The sequence below is a fragment of the Gluconobacter sp. Dm-44 genome, from assembly GCF_018256175.1.
Classification (GTDB): Bacteria; Pseudomonadota; Alphaproteobacteria; order Acetobacterales; family Acetobacteraceae; genus Gluconobacter; species Gluconobacter cadivus.
In genome coordinates, this window is sequence record NZ_JAERLZ010000004.1 from 165,533 (window position 1) to 184,568 (window position 19,036).

The following is a 19,036-nucleotide window of genomic DNA, read 5'->3' on the forward strand; positions in this document are numbered from 1 at the left end:
GGCATCCCTCTGCCTTTTCCCTTTGCGCACTTGAGGAAGTATGGGATGCTCACGAAAAAGAGATCCGCTCCCGGAGAGACCTTATTTTGAATAATGACGACACGCCGCAGCTCCCAGGAGGGATTTGACAAGCATGAATGGCCCTCAGAAAGCAGTAACTCTCAATTCTGTTGCTGTTGAAGCAGGGGTCTCGCGCGCCACTGCGTCTCTTGTTCTTCGAAGCAGCCCCCTGGTTTCTGTGAGCACGAGAGAACGGGTCATCGCTGCGATGGACAAGCTGGGCTATATTTACAATCGAGGTGCCGCAAATCTCCGGGGGCAGAAAACCGGCACCATCGGACTGGTTCTTTGTGATATCGGCAGCCCTTTCTACAGCCAGTTGATGCTGGGGATCGACGAGATCATCGTGGAAGCCAGTATTGTCGCAATCCTGGTCAACAGTGCCGAAAACCCCGAGAGACAGCTCAGACAGGTCCGGCGTCTGCGCGAACATGGGGTGGATGGCCTGATTATCTGTCCGGCCGTTGGAACGCCCGAGGCGCTCCTGTCCGAAATCGCAAACCTCCGCATCCCCTGCGTGCAGGTTCTGCGGCATGTCTCGCAGACGGGCGGTGACTATGTCGGCCCCGACTATGCGGAGGGTACCTCCCTCGCAGTCAAACATCTTATCAAACACGGCCGGCAGAACATTGCTTTCCTCGGCGGAAGAGCCATACATTCTGCCGCCCGGGAACGTCTGGACGGTTTTCGGAAGACCCTCAAAAGACACAAACTCCGGCATGACCTGATCATCCCCACCAATCTGGAGAATCTGGCTGATTTCGGCAGCCTCCCGGATCTCATGGCGTCCTCCAGTCCGCCGGATGCTTTCATCTGCTACAATGACATGGTCGCTCAGTCCCTGATGGGACATCTGCTGTCTCTGGGGAAAATGCCCGGACGCGATTTCGGTGTGATCGGTGCCGACAACCTGCCGCAGAGCGCGACGTCCTTCCCTCCCCTGACCACGATCATCACAGATCCTGTGGGCGTTGGTCGCAACGCTGCGCGCCTGCTGCTGGACAGAATTGAAAATGCCAGTCCCTCCAGTACCCGCATTCTGGTGTCCGGACAGTTGATGGTGCGTCAGAGTTGCGGAGGCCACGCGCCCTGATCCTTCCGAATGATGTACAGCCGATGGGTTCCTTGGAGCGGTTTGTATATGGGAAATCATCATAACCATAACTCCATGGATCGATCTAAAAGAGAGACACATAAGATTTGAAGCCGAGCATCGCCGAATTGCGCAGACCAGTTTGTCCGTTAGGGTTCATATAATACTGAAAATCAGGTCTGAACGTTACGCCGCGCATCACATTTATGGAATAATCGACTTCGAAAACCTCGGCGTTGGTCTGAACGCCTGTCGCATGGTTGGGCATACCGACATATTTCCCCGCCGCAACCATCGCAAGCGTCGTATCACGCGTTCCCGGGGCAATGCTGACATAAGAAAAAGCCACACCAAACATGTCTTCCGGACGACCAGGTATCAGTCCCTGACTGATCAAAGCGCCATAGACCTCAAAATCGCGCACGGCAGTATGAGGGGAATTATAAATATACCCCCCCATGAATGTCAGTCCTGCCGTTTCTGGTCTGTTGGAATAGTTCATGAGTTTCTGGTCGAACATGAAATACGTTTGCCACGATGAGTCTCGCATGCGCTGAACGCCACCATAGACATAATAGGATTGGCCTTTGGTGTTATAATAATTATCAGGGCGACGAACATCGTCATACACAAACCCTAGTTTATAATGGCCCGGAAGATTATGATGACTTCCGAAATGTGGCTCCCATTGCGCTTCGACCGGAATTTCATAGCCAACAATATTGGCTCCGTTGAATTTGAATCCCGTTCTATGTTGATAGTTCATGTAGATGCCATTTTCAGCGAAATATACAGCCGTCTGAATATAAAGATCTTTTCGAGGCCGACCTTTCATATGGAACGCCCATGTCGCCGCTGGATAACTGCCATAATAATTACTATCCGCCGCAGCCTTGGGACGACCGCAGAACGAGTTATTTTGAAAGCTACAGAAAATGGGGCTGGAGGCGAAGTCAGACATCTGAGACATCCGGCCACCTGAAATCAGAAACCGTCCCCCGAACAGACTTTCTTCTCCGTAAAGAGAAACAAGGTGCACCACCACATTTCCACCACCACCATAGATTTCGGAGCTGTGTGCTAACCAGTCACCAAACATTCTGTTGGCAGTTGTTCCATATCGACCGATGGTCGTCATGCGCGTCACAAAGCCCTTGATACCGGCCAGATGTTCCCAATCAACAACAAGATTGGCTGAATACTGTCCGGCGTTACTCGATCCATCTCTATAGTTTTTATAGTGGGGCCCTTTCGTTGGGTTTTGAAGCGCTCCTGCATACTCATTGGTATTATCAAAATGAAACCCAATACCGTTTTTTCTCAGCCAGGACGTCATACCGAACGGGTCTGAGAAAATGGAGGGCGGCCCTTCTGTAATAGGCGACGGGGCCGCATGGGGAGGCGACAAAGGTGGGGCCGGGTAAGTGGTGAAGATACCCGGCGGAATAGCGACCTGCGGGGGCGCATTCTGCTGAACCGAATTTAAAGGTGTGGAGGCATTCTGCTGAGGCCCCAGAACTTGGGATTGAGCTTGAGTATCACTCAGGTCCTGAGCAGAAACAAAAGAATTTAATCCAGAATATGAAAAGATAAAAGTAATATATAAAAATATTTTATAGAATCTTGATGCCTTATTTAGCGAACCTCCAAAACGATATATTTCTAATATATCCTTAGACATTTCCATTCCAGTAAAACACTTTGATACTTATTCAAACTTGATTCAACGACTCCGAATCAAAGCGGATAAGTACTTCTCGTCATCTGCGGAGCGGACATGCCATATAATTTTCTCATTTCCCATCCCGCCCTTCATCACGAAATCTGTGAAGGCTTTCTCGCAAAACTAAGAGACAGGGCAAAAATTTAGATCGGTTCAAATTTTCCAATTTTCGGCCAAATGAAAAAATGGTTTTTTTTCATTGAGATAATAGCCAATTCCTTGCCATCAAGAGGGCCAAGCCCCCTCACCAGAACAAGACAAGTTCCGTTATTTCCATACTTTGTCACAATATAGTGAATTAGATCGATCTAGGTGGACTCCTGAGTCTCATGGCAAATGCCCCTTAGCCGTTACGAAATATGACCGAAAGGCGCGCCACGTGCTGCTATTCAGGAATAGGCCCACCGGGGCTTATTATAAGCTCTTCCGACACATCTGTTATGTGACGGTTCTCGGGGTGAGCATCATTCCCAGGATTGTTCAGGCAGATGAACCATCGTCCTCGAACATATCTCTTGCTCAGGCACGCATTCTGGCGCGAACCGCAGAAGACAGAGCTGCATCCAATCATACAGCCATTGTCGTGACGGTTGTGGACCCTTCGGGACAACCGCTTCTCGTCGAACGTATGGCAGAAGCGCAGCTTGCCAGCCTCGAACTCTCAAAACGGAAAGCTGCCAGCGCAGTCTTTTACAAGCGGCCATCTTCAGCTTTCGAAACCGCATTGAGTGGCGGAAAAATGGCAGTTCTGGCTCTTCCAGATGCCATGCCCGCCGGTGGCGGCGTCCCGATATTCCGTAACGGACAGATTGTTGGCGGCATTGGCGTGAGCGGCGGCAATAACGCTCAGGATTCCGAGGCTGCAAATGCCGCGGTGGAGGCTTTGAAATGATGATTACGTCTCTTCCGGAGTCTGGTGGAAAAGGAACAGTGCTGTGAAGAAAGTCAGCCCTCCGCCCGTCTCTTCCGGAACCGCGCTTCTAGGGCGCCGTTCGCTCCTGCTCGGCACCATCATGGGCAGCGTCTCTGTAGCAATCGGCAATTCCGTCCTCGGCCGCGCCAATGCGCTTGCAGCACCCCCGCTCGATGAGACATTTCTGGGTGTCTCAAGGGCGATTACCGGAAGACCGGATCTCGATCCGGTCCTGAGCAGCCGCCTCTGCGCTGCCATGCAGACCACATTTCCGGGTTATGCCAGCACGATCCAGTCCCTCGCCAGAATTACAGCACAGGGCGGCCAACCACATGAAATTCTGGATCGATCTGGTGACCTGAAGAAGGCTTTTCTGGCGCTCAATGCCGCCTGGTACACAGGCTCAACCGAAGACAAGACCAACGCACCAATGGTCGCTTACTACGATGCCCTCATGTACCAGCCCACCAAAGACGGTCTGCCGGTACCAACCTACTGTTTCGGCCGTCCCGGATGGTGGACAGAGGCTCCGCCGCCTCTCGGTATTCCAATTCATGCACCGCTCCCTGCGACGCCCCCGCCTCCGGCGCCTCCAGGCGTGGAAAGCAAGATCCCACCCCAGTCGCCTCCTCTCAAACCCATTACGCCGTCCTCTCCCCCCTACATTCCCAAACCCCGTCAGGAGCACTAAACCATGGCCAAACCGGATTTTACATCATCTGGAGACGTCTCGGCGGATGTCGTTGTCGTCGGGTCCGGAGTGGTCGGCGGGCTGGTGGCAAACGAACTGGCTGCTGCCGGTCATTCCGTCGTGATCCTGGAAGCGGGTCTGCGCCTCAAGCGTGCGGAATATGTGGAAAACTGGCGCAACATGTCCTTCCACAACCGACTTCATTCGGACTTTCAGGGTCTCTATCCCCAGTCCCCCATGGCTCAGGCGCCGCTCTATTTTCCGCCCAACGATTATGTTGGACTATCCGGCCCCAATGGGTCTGCCTTCAAACAGGGCTATCTTCGTACTGTGGGCGGAACGACATGGCACTGGGCCGCATCGTGCTGGCGACATCTACCTTCCGATTTCGAAATGAAATCGCGCTACGGCGTCGGACGCGACTGGGCCATATCTTACGATGACCTTGAGCCTTTTTATTGCCGGGCAGAAGAGGAAATGGGTGTCTCAGGCCCTCATGACAAAGCTCTCCAGTCTCCTCAGGAACGCAGCCGTCCCTACCCCAGAGACATGATCCCCTTCGGTTACGGAGACCGCCGGGTTGCCGAAATCGTCAATCCCCATGGTTTTCATCTGGTTCCCATTCCGCAGGGCCGAAGCATGGAGCCTTTCGGAGACCGCCCGGCCTGCTGTGGCAACAATAACTGCCAACCCATTTGCCCGATCGGGGCGATGTATAACGGTATCCAGCATATCGAAAAAGCCGAGGCCAACGGGGCCGTCACCATTGCTGAAGCCGTGGTCTATCGCATCGATACCGACGAAAATAACCGTGTAACGGCGGTGCATTGGTACGACGCCCACCGACAGTCTCATAAGGCGACCGGAAAGACTTTCGTTCTCGCGTGTAATGGGATCGAAACGCCCCGTCTGCTTCTGCTGGCCGCCAATGCCCGCAACCCGAACGGAATTGCCAATTCTTCCGATCAGGTTGGTCGCAACATGATGGACCATTCCGGCGTGCACGCCTCTTTTCTGGCCAACGAACCCCTTTGGTTCGGACGTGGACCAGCGCAAAGCAGTTGCATCGTCGGCCCCCGGGACGGAGATTTCCGCCGGGATTATTCAGCCAACAAGATGATCCTGAACAATATCAGCCGTGTTGCGCCTGCAACAGAACAGGCCCTCAAGCTGGGACTGGTCGGGAAAGAGCTCGATGACGAAATCCGCCGCCGTGCCGCCTGTGGTGTTGACCTCTCCATCAGCCTCGAACCCCTGCCCGATCCGGAAAACCGCCTGACGCTAAGCAAAACCCGCACAGATCCGCTGGGTCTCGCATGCCCGGACATTCACTACGATGTAGGCGATTATGTCCGCAAAGGACTGAATGCCGTTACCACACAGGTCAAGGAAATTGCCGGCCTGATGGGAGGAACTGAACTCCGAATCACGACGGACTATAACGCCAACAACCACATCATGGGCGGCACGATTATGGGTCGGGACCCCAAAGACTCTGTTGTCGATGGCGATTGCAGGGCCCACGATCACGCCAATCTATGGATTCCGGGAGGCGGCGCAATGCCGTCCGCCAGTGTCGTCAACACCACACTCAGCATGGCAGCGCTTGGACTGAAAGCGGCTGATTCCATCAAGGCCGCTTTCGCACGGGGGCAGGCATGAAACAGAAATATCCCAAAAAACCGCCACTTTCAGGGCTAACTGCTCTCGCTGTCGCCACTATTCTCGGTTCCTGCACAGGCGCTTATGCCCAGAGCAGCGGACCCGACACGAATGTTGCCCAACGCGGGCACTATCTGGCGATCGCGGCCGACTGTGCAGCCTGCCACACCGCACCCGGCTCAACGCAGCCTTTTGCTGGCGGATACGGCATCGCGTCCCCGCTTGGATCGATCTATTCGACCAACATCACGCCCTCCAAAGAGCACGGCATCGGAAACTACACTGAAAAAGAATTTGCCCACGCTTTAAGAGAAGGCATCCGGCGCGACGGAGCCCATCTTTATCCGGCGATGCCTTACACGTCTTATACCAAGCTGACAGATGATGACGTGCATGCCCTGTACGTCTACTTTATGTCGGCAGTAAAGCCGGTCGAGAGTACTCCACAAAAAACCGCCCTCCCCTTCCCCTACAATATCCGGGCATCCATGGGGATCTGGAATGCCCTTTTTCTGGATGACACGCGGTTCAAACCGGATCCGTCCAAATCCGCAGAAATCAATCGCGGGCAGTATTTGTCCTATGCTCTGGCCCATTGCGACACCTGTCATACCCCCCGCAATGCAATGATGGCGGAGAAAGGCGGCAGCCCTCTTGCTGGTGCTTCACTGTCCTCATGGTATGCCCCCAATATTACTTCGGATCCGGTCAGCGGCATTGGTGGCTGGAGTAGCGAGGATCTGTTCCGATATCTCAAAACCGGCGACGTCCCCGGCAAAGCCCAGGCAGGCGGCCCTATGGCCGAAGCCATTGAGCATAGCTTCCAGTCTCTGGACGACGCCGACATCCGCGCGATGGTCGCCTACATCAAACAGGTTCCAGCCATCTCGGACAATAAGGATACAGCGCCCCGGGAAAGCTACGGAAAGGCCTCCGGACGTGAGGCCGTCTATCGTGCTCTGCCTGCCAACCGGCTCAGTCGGGGTGAATATCTCTTTTCAGGAGAATGCGCGGCCTGTCACCGTCCGACCGGACAGGGCAGCCCGGATGGATACTATCCGCAGCTTTTCCACAATACGGCCGTGGGTGCCCCTATCGCCGACAACCTGATCACTACCATCCTCATGGGTGTGCGCCGGGAAGTGAACGGTCATACGACCTACATGCCGGGATTTGGGCCGGGATCGTATGTTGATACCCTCTCCGATCAGGACATCGCGGATATCAGCAATTACGTTGAACAGAATTTTGGCAATCCGAACGTCAAAGTCAGCCCTGATGATGTGAAGCTCATCCGATCCGGCGGCCCCAAACCTCTTATTGCACAGCTCGGTGCTTTCACCGTTCCGGCGATGATTGTGGCAGTCGTGCTTCTCACACTCGCCATTTTCTTCTTCATCCGACTTTCCCGAAAAACGAAGGCCTGAGGCCTTGCGAGCTTTCGTTCCACGTCTTCAGGAGCTTCCAGAAATGCAAAGATTGTGCCTGCTTTCCTGTGCCGCGCTTCTTGCGTTCGCATCCCCCCTGCATGCCCAGACGGTCGTCTCGGCTAATGATGCCCATTCCATTCTTCAGAATGGTGTGCAGGTCCTCCCCCACCCCCTCACACCGGACTCACTTTCCTTTCTTGAAAAAACATCGGACGGCATCTGGAAAGTCCGGACCAGCATCGATGTGCCTAGCAGCGTTGTCGGACCACCAACCGCTGTTACCTTCAGCCCGGACGGTAAAATCCTGGTCGTCTCCGCTGCATCCAAGGCTGATACGACAAGCGGAAAAATTGTTCCGGATGACGAAATCACGGTGATTGATGTTTCCGGTCCACAACCCAAAATCATCCAGCACATCGCATCTGCACCCGGCGCAACGACCCTGCGCTTTACACCGGATGGACATCACCTCCTCGTCGCCAACGGAAAATCCGACGTTCTGACATGGTTCTCATTCGACGGGCGAAACCTCAGCCAGCGACACGTCATTCCCCTGCCTGTCTCCGGATTTCCAGGGGGATTGGCCATTCTCCCGGACGGAAAGCGCGCCCTTGTCAGCCTGTGGCAGGCGGACAAAGTTTATACGCTTCATATTGAAGAAGATCAGATATCCGTCGATCCACATCCTTTAAACATCGCCCCAGGCCCTTGGAATATCCGGATCAGCCGGGACGGCCGTTACGCCGTCATGGGAATTCTGGGCCATGGCGAAGGTTTACCAGGCGCCCTTTCCGTTCTGGACCTGAAGAGCAATCCGATCCGTGAAATTCAGAGAGTTCCTGTTCCCAATGCGCCGGAAGGACTGGATATCTCACCGGATGGGCAGTATGTCGCCGTCGTTTCGCAGAACGGCTCCGCCCTGCCCCCTTCGTCGCCCCGCTATCATGAGAGGGGTATCGTGACGGTTCTCTCATTCCACGACGGACATCTGGCTCCCCTTGCCCAAGCACCTGGAACCTTATGGCCACAGGGGCTGACCTTCTCGCCTGATGGTCATGCCATTCTGGTTCAGGGTGTTATGGATCGCAGCCTCCTGACCCTGAACTGGAACGGAAATCAACTCAGCAAGGCAGGTGAAACGCCCCTTCCGGGTGGAGGCGCTGACCTCGAAAAGACATCGTCATGGTAAAAGCCGGATAAAATCTTTTGGTTGGGTGTTCCTTTTTGCTGCTCTTCGCGCGGAGCAGAAAGGCCTGTCCTCCCTAATATTCAGGGCCAGCTTTGAGCCCCCTGAGTGTCTGGGCAAACCACACACCCGTAAAAGACTGGTGGAAAGGCAGGCAGCGCCACGTTCAAGATTTGTCGCCGCGACATACCCGTTCCGGCAGGCAAAAGGGTATGTCACAGGACTAAGGCCCAGTCTGGAGCGATTACGAAACGGGTTCCGCGTATATCCGCGAAACCCGAAGCCAACTGAAGATCAGAAATGAACCCCGGCCTGCAACTCGAATGCACGCCCGAGAATGACATCGTAATACCGTGCCAGCCCCACTGTACCAACGTCTTTTGGCAAGGCATCAAACACATTGTTCATCATGAAATTCACATTGAAATTCTTGGTGATTTTATACCCGATCGTTGTATTGAAGTAAAAGAAATCCGGACGATTATTATCCGTTTCCGCATACTCTCCTGCCGTGACGTTGAACTTGGACGGGCCGTAATAAATGGTCTGCCACTGAATAAATAGCGGGCCACGAATATAGTTCAAATTGGCCGTAAATGAATCCTTCGGAGAACTGGTACTTCCTACTTCTGGGTAGGTTGTTCCCAGGAAAGTCTGGGTATTTTTGACGTAATGATTGTAATTTACACTAAGATCGAATGCTCCCCAGCTCTCAAACTGCCTGCCAAAACGCCGAAGCGGGAGATAGTATTTCAAAGAAGCCTCCAGCGCCTGCATGTGCTGGTTGGCGATATTCACAAACCCTTCCTCATAGCCTGTGACCTGATGGGTATTCGGATCGCGCGTGAACATATCGCAATAGGCATTGGGAAATGATTTTGAGTCGTAACAAGAACTCATAATATCACTGATCCCCAGATCCATGATTTCATTGCTGATTTTTACATCAACGAAGGATGCATCAAGCTGAAGTCCTGGTACGAAATGTGGGGTAAAATGGAAGGAACCCGTATAGCTGTGGGACACTTCGTTTTTCAGACGTGCATTGCCACCATCAGATCCATATATCCCGTAGTTGACGATATCTGACACAAAACCCGACGGAATACCCTGCTTCGCGCAATTCGCAGCGCGAATAGCCGGATTAGGACCAGACGCAATATCTTCAGCCGCACAGGGATCACTCGCCATGCTGTTTACGCGACTTTTGGGAGAAAACAGCTCCGTGACGGATGGATTACGGACTGACTGGGCATAATTTCCGCTAAATCCAAAATCTCTCGTCGGCCACCAGCTTCCCCCGAACATATAGGTCCAGTAACTGCCGGTCATAGTGTTGTAGATATACCGTCCATTCGCCGTTGCTGAAATATTATAGGCTCCGGGAACATGCATTGCCGGAGACACAATAGGAACGTCCAGCTCTCCAAAAACTTCATGCGTTCCGTAAGCGCCATAAGTATTGGGAACGGGAATTTCATCACCATACTGACGAACACTTCCATCCGCCAAGGTCTCGCCATTCAGAATGGACCCCGCATTGAAGTCATAGGACTCCCGGCGATGTTCATAACCCAGATCCCAGCGAACATCACCTGCGGGCAACCGCATGACCGTACTGTGCATTTCCGCCTGAATGTCAAACTGGGTATTCTTGTTCTTGGGATTGACCACCGATGTAATATAATTAAGCGCCGCTGGAGTTTCCTGCCCCCGCCCGAAGACATTCAGTGGCGCACAGGTTTCGCTGCGGGTTTTGGCCGTCGAATTGATGTAACCCGGCGCACAGCCAATCGTCCCATCAGGCAGCGTCACTGCATCCAGAGCATTAATGAGGTTGTTTGTATCAACCATCAGGGTGTGCGTATTGCTCAGATATGCGCTATATTCCCCTTTCACGCTCCAGTCGAAATGGCGACCGACCGCATTGAAATCGCCATTCAGACCGCCCTGAAAACGATACATCTGGTTGGTTGTGGTAAAAGCCCCTTCTCCGAAATCCTGATTGGCACGGGTGAGATAAAACGTGTCCGTGGGTTGGCCGGAGGCTTTCAGGGCATTCACGATGGTTGAACGCTCTGCTGATGTAAGAAACGGGTTTGACGTGCTCAGCACCAAATTTCCGTTAACGTAACTTTCTGGAGACGAATCGAAATTTGCTCGCGTCAGGGGAGAACCCTCAAAGGTGGCGGAGTAATAAAGCCCCTGGTTCACCGAACTTTTAGCCTCTCCCCTTTGATACCAACCCTGCCATGTCGCATGTAAATGGTCGGTAAAATCGTAATGACCCAGCGTCGTCAGGTTCAGGGATTGCTGAGGGGTATAAAGCTGATCATAATCTTCAAAAGAAAGACCATTGCCACCCGCTGTATAGTAATTACTCCGAGTTACTGTTCCCGTCAGCGGTACCAGAGATTTTCCATCCTGGCTAAACTGTAAGACTCCCCCACCTGCCGCTGCGATACCACCCGAGGCCACACCAAAAGTTGAAGGATTGAGGTTCCCGTTGACCAAGGGAATACCGGTAGCACTCAACTGACTAAAACGCTCATTGCGAGTCAGAACATAATAGTATGGAGAATCGCTGGTCTTGGCTGGCCAGAGATATGTTTCTGCCCCACTCCCAATAGTGTTGCGGCGATCGTTGTAAACCAGCCCATCGGCGTTCCGGTATTCAACATCGAATACGATACCACCTTTATCGTGGTCAAAGCCGGTCCCATATTTCAGATAGATTTTTTCTTTTCCACCATCCAGCTGTTGCGTCCAATCCCCCTGCGCATTGAAATCTACGCCCTTGAAATGATCATCCAATTGATAATTCACAACGCCTGCCACAGCATCAGCGCCATAAGCTGCGCCAGCGCCGCCATAACGCGTGTCAATTTTCTTTACGAGGGACGTAGGAATAGTGCCAACATCGACCTGCGAACCACTGCCAGCGCCATAAAGCGAAGCGGTCGCCCCTCCAACCATGCGCATGCCATCGATCAGCGTCAGGGTCCGCTGGTCTCCCAGCGCAAGAAGTCCGGTGAAGGTCTGTCCCGCGCCCCAAGATCCCTGACTACCGACCGGACTGTTGGAGGGGACAGAAAAAGCCGGGTTTTCACGCAGAAGAGCCATGCCAAGGTTGGAATACCCGCGGGCGCGCAACTGCGCCGCATCCAGCGTGCTTCCTGCCGTCACCTCATTAAGGCGCGTCTGCGAAAGACGTGTGCCCGTGACCGTAATGTCTTCACTATGCTCATTCAGAGTACCAGACGACGCTTGTAAAACTGTGGTGGATTTCTGACGCAGACCGTTTGTCGCGACGGCAGGAGAAGTCGAGAGTCCAGATGTTGGAGCGGCAGTCGTATCATGAGCAGTTGTTGCCTTCCGAACTACCTTCTTTTTATGCTTGGCAGCCTTAACTGCTCCGTGACGCGGAGAATCTGAAGTCGCGGCATAGGTATTCTCAATATTCCAGCCAGAAACCGTCATTGCGGCTCCAATCAGCAGTACCGCATTCAGTTTTGGTTTGGATGGAAGGCCCGTACACATGTCCATAAACTCCCCAATGCGCCACGGTGGCTGCAGGCAAAGCTTTGCCTTGGAATGAGTCCACCTCGCTTTATTTCGGTATCATTCCAAGTTTTGGGTCGTCTATTTCCAAAATGTTTTGACACATTAACCTTCGGTACATAGTGCTCTGGACCAAGCGAGCGGCACCGGTGCCTTACAGTAAGTCATTTTATGATCTTTACGCGTGCACAACCTCCGTTTCGATATCGCGCCGGTTATATTTCGGCTTCGACATGGGCGTGTTTTCAGTTATCAGCCCTTACCAGACTAAACTGCCAGACACTTTCGGAAGCCGGGCAGCGTCCTTTCAGCCCGCCTGCAACGTCCCGAATTTGCAAGCACCTGATTTCGTACACCTTGCCGTAAGCCGCGCGTACAAAGTCCTCGTCAACGGAAAACGGCGGCCCCTTCAGACAGGACTGATCATAAGTCAGCGTTACAAGCAGTTCGGGCACAGGACCGGTCAGGGCCAGAAGATGGGCGACATAAGCCCGCCGCAGATCTTCCGGAAGGGCAATCAGCGCAGCACGATCATAAATACCTTCCACCGGGCCAAGAAGATCCGGCGTCAGATCAAAAATATTGCCTGTAAAAATACAAATGTCTGAGGCCGAAAAACACCGCAGCGTCCCAACCTGCACGACATCAGGCGTAACACCGAGATCGCTGAAAAACCGCTCCACCGCAATCTCGCTGAGTTCACATCCGATCACCCGATACCCCCATCCGGCCAGCCAGACCATGTCCTGACTCATCCCACACAGAGGCACGAAAATCCGCGCACCGACCGGCAGATCCAGCGCACCGAAATGGCGGGTCAGAAGCGGATTGGCATGCGCTCCATGAAAGCCCGTCTCCCCACGTTCCCATTTTTCCTGCCAGAAAACGGCATTCGACGCTGCATCCATCACTCCGGCGATCCTCCTGTTCAACTTGGCCGATCCTGTGCTTTCTTCCCTCGATGAAGCAATGGCCTCTCCGGAGAAAATATGAGAAAAGCCCCGCATGGTCATGCTCACCCCCTCCCAGCGGCAGGCGCTTGATGAAATCATTGCCGCCCACGCCTCAGGACTGCCCACGCACCTGCTGACGGGATATGCGGGCAGCGGCAAGACGACCCTGATGCAGGCCGTCGCCCGGCATTTCATGGGCGAGAAAAAAGTCGTAGTCATCACGGCCCCGACCCACAAAGCCACGGCCGTCCTGCGCTCCAAAGTAGACCGGGACGTCGACTGCCGCACGATCCAGAGCCTGCTGAGCCTCCAGCCCTCCTCGCAGGGCACGACCACGACCCTCGTCCGCTCCAAGCGACCGCAGACGATCGCCGACGGTATCGTCATCGTCGATGAATGTTCGATGCTCTCTGCGGAATTGATGAACTGGATCCGCGATCTGCTGCGTTACTGCTTCGTGCTGTTCGTAGGCGACCCGGCCCAGCTTCCGCCCGTCGGGGAAGCCGCCTCCCCCTCGTTTTCCGTGCCCTCTCGTTCCCATCTCGACACCGTCGTACGACAGGCGGCAGGCAATCCGATCCTCGAAGCCGCGACCCTCATCCGCCAAAGCCAGGGCGGTGAAGCCGACTGGAGCTGGGTCCGCGATGCCCGTCAGGAACAGACCGGCCTGTTCCTGCCCAAGGATGTGGAAAGCTGGGTCCGCAAGGCGTTTCTGTCCGACGCGTTCGACGAAGATAACGACTGGTGCCGCTATCTGTGCTGGACGAATGCGCGGGTCCATCAGATCAACCGGATGGTCCGGCTCTGGCGCTATGGCGGCGAAACACCCACCCCCTTCATGCCCGGCGAGCGTGTCGTGTCCCGCGCACCGTTTTCCATCCAGCAGGAAGAAAGCGGCCCGCGTCAGGCGATCGCCACGAACGAGGAAGTCCTCGTCATGGACATCAAGCCCGGTCGGCTGTCCTACAAGTTCGAACTGTGCAAGGACGTTCCGGCGTGGGTCGCCGATCTGGCGTCATGGGAAGTCACGCTGCTGACGATGGCGGGCGAGGAAATTACCGGCCATATCGTGCAGAACCCGAAGGATCTGGAGGCCGTGGACCGGCGTCTCGTGCAGGAAGCGAAGCAGCAGCACCGCCGCTGGAGCCACCGTTTCGCCTTTCAGAATGCCCTGCTCCAACTTCAGGCAATCTACGCCATGACCGTCCATACCGCGCAGGGCAGCACGTTCAAAAACGTGTTCGTGGATCTCGGCGACATCGGTCGCCGCGCCCGGCAAAACCCGCTGGAGACGCAGCAGCTCTGCTATGTAGCGGTCACACGCGCGACGGACATGGTGTTCCTCGTCAACACGGCGGGTCTTTCCGTACAATAGGCCGCGACGCCCAGAGCGAGGCCAGAATGGACCCCGAAACGTTGTGCCAGACGGAGAACACCGCGCCCGGCAGTGCAGCCAGCGGGGAGAAATAAAGCCGCCCCAGTGTCGCGGCGAGCCCGGAATTCTGCATCCCAACTTCCAGCGCCAGCGTCCGGCAGACACTCTCGTCAAAACCGAGCAACCGGCCGCCCCAATAGCCACCCAGAAGCCCGATCCCGTTATGCAGGATAACGGCCAGCAGCATGATCGGACCAGCTTCTTTCAAGGACGGCCCCACACCCGCTACGATCGCCCCGATAATGAGCAGGATCGACACCATGGCCACCAGCGGAAGCGCAGGCTCGACCCGGCGCACCGCGCGATGCCAGAACGTGTTGAGCACAACACCCGCCAGAACGGGGAGCGCCACCATGGTTACGATGCTGCGAAACAGCGCCCAGCTATCCACCGCCACCCCTGCCGAGACATAGAACCGCACCAGAAGGGGCGTCGCCACGATCCCGACGAGCGTTGAAAATGCGCTGATGCTGACCGAAAGCGCCACGTCCCCGCGCGACAGATAGATCATGACATTGGACGCCGTACCACTCGACACGCACCCAACCAGGACCATGCCTGTCATCAGTGCAGGCGACAGCCCCAGCAGATGCGCGATCCCCCACGCCGCAAGCGGCATGACAAGATAATGCAGCCCCACCCCGGCCAGAACCGGCGTAGGCCGACGCAGGATACGGCCGAAATCGGCCGGTGTGAGCGACACGCCCATCGTGAACATAACAAACGCCAGAAGCGGCGTAATAAAGGGAACGAGCGTCAGGAACGCTCCGGGCAGAAGGAGTGCAAGCCCGGACACCACAATGGCCCAGAGCGGGAAAAGACGCATCACCACCGCAACCGGACCATTGCGCAGAAACATTCTTCAGGTGGCATTCGATCCCTCATGACAAAGAGGACAAAAAAGTCCTTATGCCGGGAGATGGCGATTGCGTCACCCACCCCGAAGAAATACCAGCCTGAAAAATGCCATTAACCTCAAGGTAAGGTCGAGCTGTCTTTATTGTTTTTGTGAGGAATCGAAGTCTGTCCATCAGCGTTTTCGGGAGTGGCCTGTGAGGCCTGTTCAATAACCCATGCAGTATCCATGACACCTGATCCGCCCACTCTGCTTGGGTACAGCACGGTTATTTTCCTGCTTCTGGGCGTCCATTTCATCCTGTCAGAATTTTCCGGCAGACGATGGTCCCGCATGGCGTGGTACGCTGCTCCCTTCTTTCTGGGCGCGATCTCGGGCCTGTTCTCCACTGTCCAGAGCATTCTGCCGGGACAGTGGGGGCTCCGGATGAGTTCCCTGTTCATGATCATGGCCTACGGAGCCGCATGGCAGGCCATGCGAATCATCCTCGGCTATCGCACCCGGGTTCTGCCGGTGCTGCTGGCCTGCATCGTCTTCTTTGTTCTGTCAGCCCTCTCGGGCCGGACAGGGCTGTTCCACATCCTCAGTACGGCCTGCCGTCTGGCCGCGCTTGCAATGCTCCACATTCTGGGACTTCGGAATCTGCGGAACGCAGACCAGATCAAAACCCCGGCACGGCGCAACCTGCAAAGACTTCTGACCCTCTATGCAGGGTTTTATCTTTTACTGGTGGCGCTCGTACTGTGGATGCCAGCTCCTCTTGGAGCCGCTCCAGCAACCATCTGGGCCGTGGCAACCTATAATTTCCTGACCGTTATCGAAGTAACGCTATTCGCTCTGGGCATGATTGCAATCCCATGGGAGCAACTGGCCTTCCAGCAGAAAGAACTGATCCTTCAGGACCCTCTGTCAGGCGGCGGCAATCGCCGGGCCTTTCAGGAGTGGCTGGAAAATGACGGAAAAAACTGCGCCCATGAAGCGCTTCTCATGGTCGATATCGATCATTTCAAAAACATCAATGACCTCCATGGCCACGCAATCGGGGATCAGATCATCATTACCATGGGGCGTGTCTGCAGGGATCTTCTTTACCCAACGACGAGCCTGTTCCGTATTGGCGGGGACGAATTCGTTATCGTTTTCCAGTGCGGGAGTGTCGACGAAATGCTCGCAACCGCCCAGCGCCTCCGCAATACGTTCTCAACCGAAACCCGTCTGATCGGAGAGGACGGTATCACGGCAACACTGAGCATTGGCGCTGCCCTCTGTCCGGGCACGGGGATCAGTCGAACAGATCTTCTAGCCCGGGCCGACAATGCTCTTTATGCCGCCAAACAGACGGGTCGTGATCGCGTGGTTCACTTTGCACAGGAAGAAGACAGTTCACTTCCGGGAATATAAGATCTTTTCGAGCCCTGTTCCTGAAAACCCGGACCTTCACTCTTTTCCAAGCGTTTTTGCCCTGACGTTCGAAGTCGAGATCAGAAGTTCCCGGTATCGGGCCAGTCCGGACCACCCCAGCGCGACGAGTAACCCCGCGACTGAAAATGTCGCAACCCAGACTGGAACTGCTGTCGACGCACGCTCCGCAAAACACAGTGCAAGCGCCGCGAGAGGCAAGACAAACCGGAACCCCCCTGCCCTTTGCAGCCACGCAGGTTTCTGAAGCCGCGCATACCGCAGCATTTTCGGCTCATGGCAGGCCTGCAAAAGCAGAAACAGGCTCCATAGAAACATGCAGAGAACAATCGTCACAGCCGACGCGCCATCTGGAACGAGACGAGCGCCAGAAAGAACGCCACCAGATCCGTTGCGGCAAAAACCGTCGGGACATGAAAAAATGTAACCCCCTGTCGGGTCGCAACGTCCAGCGGTGTCAGAAAAAGACCAAGCCCTGCCAGACAGAAAAGCTGAATTTTCCAGCCCTGAAACGGACGCCCCAGAAGGCTCCACACCATCCCCGAAACGGCACTGAGCACCCAAACGGCCAGAAAAACATGCCCTTCCGCAAGCGGACGGTCGTGGAAAGCGACAGGCAACAGACGATTGGCCCAGAAAAAAGCCAGTGCCCCCAGCGGCAAACCCACAACACTTCCGATAGCCAGACCTTCAGCAATCCGGAACATGAGCCGCTCCCCTGACTGACGACGGCGTTTCATCAGAAAAATGATAGAGCCGCTCGCGAACATGACGGCCCCCATGGCGCCCGAAATGAAATACAGCCAGCGCATGCCCACCCCCGTCCAGCGTGCGTAATGCAGCCCTTTCAGAACCTGCTCCGTATGGGTAATGGCGCCGGGCAGCAGGACATGACGCAGAACATGACCGTCCACCGGGCTGAAATCGACATGCTCGCGTGTCAGTAACGGGCCGGACGCATCGGTTCGGGATATGAGGATATTCTGCGGCTGGAACAGGATATATCCGGTCTGGCCCGCCCCAATCGTACGCTCGGCCTCCGCCACAAGGGGAGCCAGCGGGGGGAAGGTTGAAGGGATTGAAACAGCCGGTTTCTCGGATGTGTGGTGCGTGGATGGCGCAGAGGCCCGGAAAGCGTTTTCAACGGATGCGAGATAGGACACGGGCGGAAAAAGCGTCCGCGCACGAATGAAAGTGCCGCTATAGGCCATCAGAAGAATGAACGGCAGAAACACAACAGCCGCCACCACATGCACATCCAGCCATGCCCGCAATCTGGCGGCAAAAGGACGCAGAAGCATCAAGTCGGAGACGAGCCCTTTCAGATGGATGATGATGCCCGAGCCGATTGTCAGCAGAAGCGCCAGACCTGCAAACGCAACAACCGTTTCTCCGTAAACGCCGGAACGCATCGTGTAATGCAGGTCGTAGAAAAACGTCCCTCCGGCCGTAGCGCGGACGTTCAGACGTTCTCCGGTCTGTGGATTGTATGGAACGGTCAGAAACTCATGCCCGTCATGATGCTCCAGACGCAGATAGGGGTCCCGTGCGGAAGGCAGGGTTATGAACGGCTTTTCACCCTGCGCCAGCAGGTCGTGCACAGCAGGGAGCAGATGGTCCAGAGATTGCGGAGAAAATGCCTCTGTCTGCGGCGGGGCTTCCGGCTGGAGCCAGCGCGTCAGTTCGGTGTCGAACACGGCAAGACAACCCGAGGCAAACACGCAGAACAGCAGGAGCCCTGCGGCAAAACCGACCCAGGCATGCAGCCATCCCATCCGGGTACGAAGCGTATCCTGCATCACGAATGCAACAAAACGGCCAGAAGGGCTACAACGCCGACCGCTCCGGCAATGATCCCGCCACGCAACGGACTGCGTGTTCCGAAAGCGAGCAGAAACAGCAGCGGAAACGCAGCGACCGCAATCATCTGCCCCAGAACCGTCGCGTCATGCCGTACAGGAGGCCCCCATTTCAGGGCACCCAACGTGATGAAATGCGCCGCCATCCAAACCAGCGCAAACACGAACACCGCACGCCAGATCCACCGGCGCGCT

Annotated in this window: 14 protein-coding genes; 8 read left to right on the forward strand and 6 right to left on the reverse strand. The window is 55.3% G+C overall.

What is annotated here, in order from left to right; translation table 11 throughout:
* Nucleotides 1-133: 133 nt before the first annotated feature.
* Nucleotides 134-1,153, forward strand: a complete 1,020-nt coding sequence (locus JK213_RS07210) for a LacI family DNA-binding transcriptional regulator (RefSeq protein ID WP_194262660.1) — start codon at nucleotides 134-136, stop codon at nucleotides 1,151-1,153.
* Between the two features lie 85 nt (nucleotides 1,154-1,238).
* On the opposite strand, the gene JK213_RS07215 is transcribed toward JK213_RS07210, so the two are convergent.
* A complete protein-coding gene (locus JK213_RS07215; protein ID WP_228125534.1) occupies nucleotides 1,239-2,834 on the reverse strand; it encodes a carbohydrate porin in 1,596 nt (531 codons plus the stop codon).
* A 499-nt stretch (nucleotides 2,835-3,333) separates the two neighbouring features.
* Here JK213_RS07215 and JK213_RS07220 point away from each other — a divergent pair, with 499 nt between their 5' ends.
* From JK213_RS07220 to JK213_RS07240, 5 genes are read left to right on the forward strand one after another with little or no spacing between them, the layout of a single operon-like run.
* On the forward strand, nucleotides 3,334-3,768 hold the full coding sequence (locus JK213_RS07220; RefSeq protein WP_194262658.1) for a heme-binding protein: 435 nt from the start codon (nucleotides 3,334-3,336) through the stop codon (nucleotides 3,766-3,768).
* Between the two features lie 43 nt (nucleotides 3,769-3,811).
* Complete coding sequence (locus JK213_RS07225) at nucleotides 3,812-4,480, forward strand: sugar dehydrogenase complex small subunit (protein WP_322783046.1); 669 nt, start codon at nucleotides 3,812-3,814, stop codon at nucleotides 4,478-4,480.
* Between the two features lie 3 nt (nucleotides 4,481-4,483).
* Nucleotides 4,484-6,142 carry a GMC family oxidoreductase gene (locus tag JK213_RS07230; protein ID WP_194262657.1) on the forward strand — a complete coding sequence of 553 codons (1,659 nt, stop codon included), beginning with the start codon at nucleotides 4,484-4,486 and terminating at the stop codon, nucleotides 6,140-6,142.
* Entirely contained in the window at nucleotides 6,139-7,569 is a 1,431-nt protein-coding gene (locus JK213_RS07235) for a cytochrome c (RefSeq protein WP_194262656.1), read from the forward strand. The genes JK213_RS07230 and JK213_RS07235 overlap by 4 nt, the downstream gene beginning before the upstream one ends.
* A gap of 43 nt (nucleotides 7,570-7,612) precedes the next feature.
* On the forward strand, nucleotides 7,613-8,761 hold the full coding sequence (locus JK213_RS07240) for a YncE family protein (RefSeq protein WP_194262655.1): 1,149 nt from the start codon (nucleotides 7,613-7,615) through the stop codon (nucleotides 8,759-8,761).
* A 291-nt stretch (nucleotides 8,762-9,052) separates the two neighbouring features.
* Here JK213_RS07240 and JK213_RS07245 read toward each other — a convergent pair whose 3' ends face one another.
* Together JK213_RS07245 and tmpT are read right to left on the reverse strand one after the other, a co-directional pair.
* Entirely contained in the window at nucleotides 9,053-12,238 is a 3,186-nt protein-coding gene (locus JK213_RS07245; protein WP_194262654.1) for a TonB-dependent receptor domain-containing protein, read from the reverse strand.
* Between the two features lie 326 nt (nucleotides 12,239-12,564).
* Nucleotides 12,565-13,227 (reverse strand): thiopurine S-methyltransferase, encoded by a 663-nt coding sequence (tmpT, locus tag JK213_RS07250; protein WP_211571329.1) that lies wholly within the window; start codon nucleotides 13,225-13,227, stop codon nucleotides 12,565-12,567.
* A gap of 97 nt (nucleotides 13,228-13,324) precedes the next feature.
* Here tmpT and JK213_RS07255 point away from each other — a divergent pair, with 97 nt between their 5' ends.
* Nucleotides 13,325-14,647: an ATP-dependent RecD-like DNA helicase gene (locus tag JK213_RS07255; protein ID WP_211571315.1), complete on the forward strand. Its 1,323-nt coding sequence runs from the start codon at nucleotides 13,325-13,327 to the stop codon at nucleotides 14,645-14,647.
* Here the strand turns inward: JK213_RS07255 and JK213_RS07260 are convergent.
* On the reverse strand, nucleotides 14,619-15,566 hold the full coding sequence (locus JK213_RS07260) for a bile acid:sodium symporter family protein (protein WP_211571316.1): 948 nt from the start codon (nucleotides 15,564-15,566) through the stop codon (nucleotides 14,619-14,621). The two genes, JK213_RS07255 and JK213_RS07260, sit on opposite strands and share 29 nt — an antisense overlap.
* 225 nt (nucleotides 15,567-15,791) lie before the next feature.
* Here JK213_RS07260 and JK213_RS07265 point away from each other — a divergent pair, with 225 nt between their 5' ends.
* Nucleotides 15,792-16,964 (forward strand): diguanylate cyclase, encoded by a 1,173-nt coding sequence (locus JK213_RS07265; RefSeq protein ID WP_211571317.1) that lies wholly within the window; start codon nucleotides 15,792-15,794, stop codon nucleotides 16,962-16,964.
* Between the two features lie 350 nt (nucleotides 16,965-17,314).
* On the opposite strand, the gene JK213_RS07270 is transcribed toward JK213_RS07265, so the two are convergent.
* Both JK213_RS07270 and JK213_RS07275 read right to left on the reverse strand, forming a co-directional pair.
* Nucleotides 17,315-18,781, reverse strand: coding sequence for a PepSY domain-containing protein (locus JK213_RS07270; RefSeq protein ID WP_211571318.1), 1,467 nt, complete (start codon nucleotides 18,779-18,781; stop codon nucleotides 17,315-17,317).
* On the reverse strand, nucleotides 18,781-19,005 hold the full coding sequence (locus tag JK213_RS07275) for a hypothetical protein (RefSeq protein ID WP_349291792.1): 225 nt from the start codon (nucleotides 19,003-19,005) through the stop codon (nucleotides 18,781-18,783). The genes JK213_RS07270 and JK213_RS07275 overlap by 1 nt, the downstream gene beginning before the upstream one ends.
* Nucleotides 19,006-19,036 lie beyond the last annotated feature (31 nt).

Bases quoted from the DNA above. Each gene is read 5' to 3' on its own strand.
- JK213_RS07255 (WP_211571315.1), top strand. From the start codon at position 13,325: ATGGTCATGCTCACCCCCTCCCAGCGGCAGGCGCTTGATGAAATCATT.
- JK213_RS07270 (WP_211571318.1), bottom strand. From the start codon at position 18,781: ATGCAGGATACGCTTCGTACCCGGATGGGATGGCTGCATGCCTGGGTC.
- tmpT (WP_211571329.1), bottom strand. From the start codon at position 13,227: ATGGATGCAGCGTCGAATGCCGTTTTCTGGCAGGAAAAATGGGAACGT.
- JK213_RS07245 (WP_194262654.1), bottom strand. From the start codon at position 12,238: ATGACGGTTTCTGGCTGGAATATTGAGAATACCTATGCCGCGACTTCA.
- JK213_RS07235 (WP_194262656.1), top strand. From the start codon at position 6,139: ATGAAACAGAAATATCCCAAAAAACCGCCACTTTCAGGGCTAACTGCT.
- JK213_RS07215 (WP_228125534.1), bottom strand. From the start codon at position 2,834: ATGTCTAAGGATATATTAGAAATATATCGTTTTGGAGGTTCGCTAAAT.
- JK213_RS07230 (WP_194262657.1), top strand. From the start codon at position 4,484: ATGGCCAAACCGGATTTTACATCATCTGGAGACGTCTCGGCGGATGTC.
- JK213_RS07260 (WP_211571316.1), bottom strand. From the start codon at position 15,566: ATGTTTCTGCGCAATGGTCCGGTTGCGGTGGTGATGCGTCTTTTCCCG.
- JK213_RS07240 (WP_194262655.1), top strand. From the start codon at position 7,613: ATGCAAAGATTGTGCCTGCTTTCCTGTGCCGCGCTTCTTGCGTTCGCA.
- JK213_RS07210 (WP_194262660.1), top strand. From the start codon at position 134: ATGAATGGCCCTCAGAAAGCAGTAACTCTCAATTCTGTTGCTGTTGAA.
- JK213_RS07265 (WP_211571317.1), top strand. From the start codon at position 15,792: ATGACACCTGATCCGCCCACTCTGCTTGGGTACAGCACGGTTATTTTC.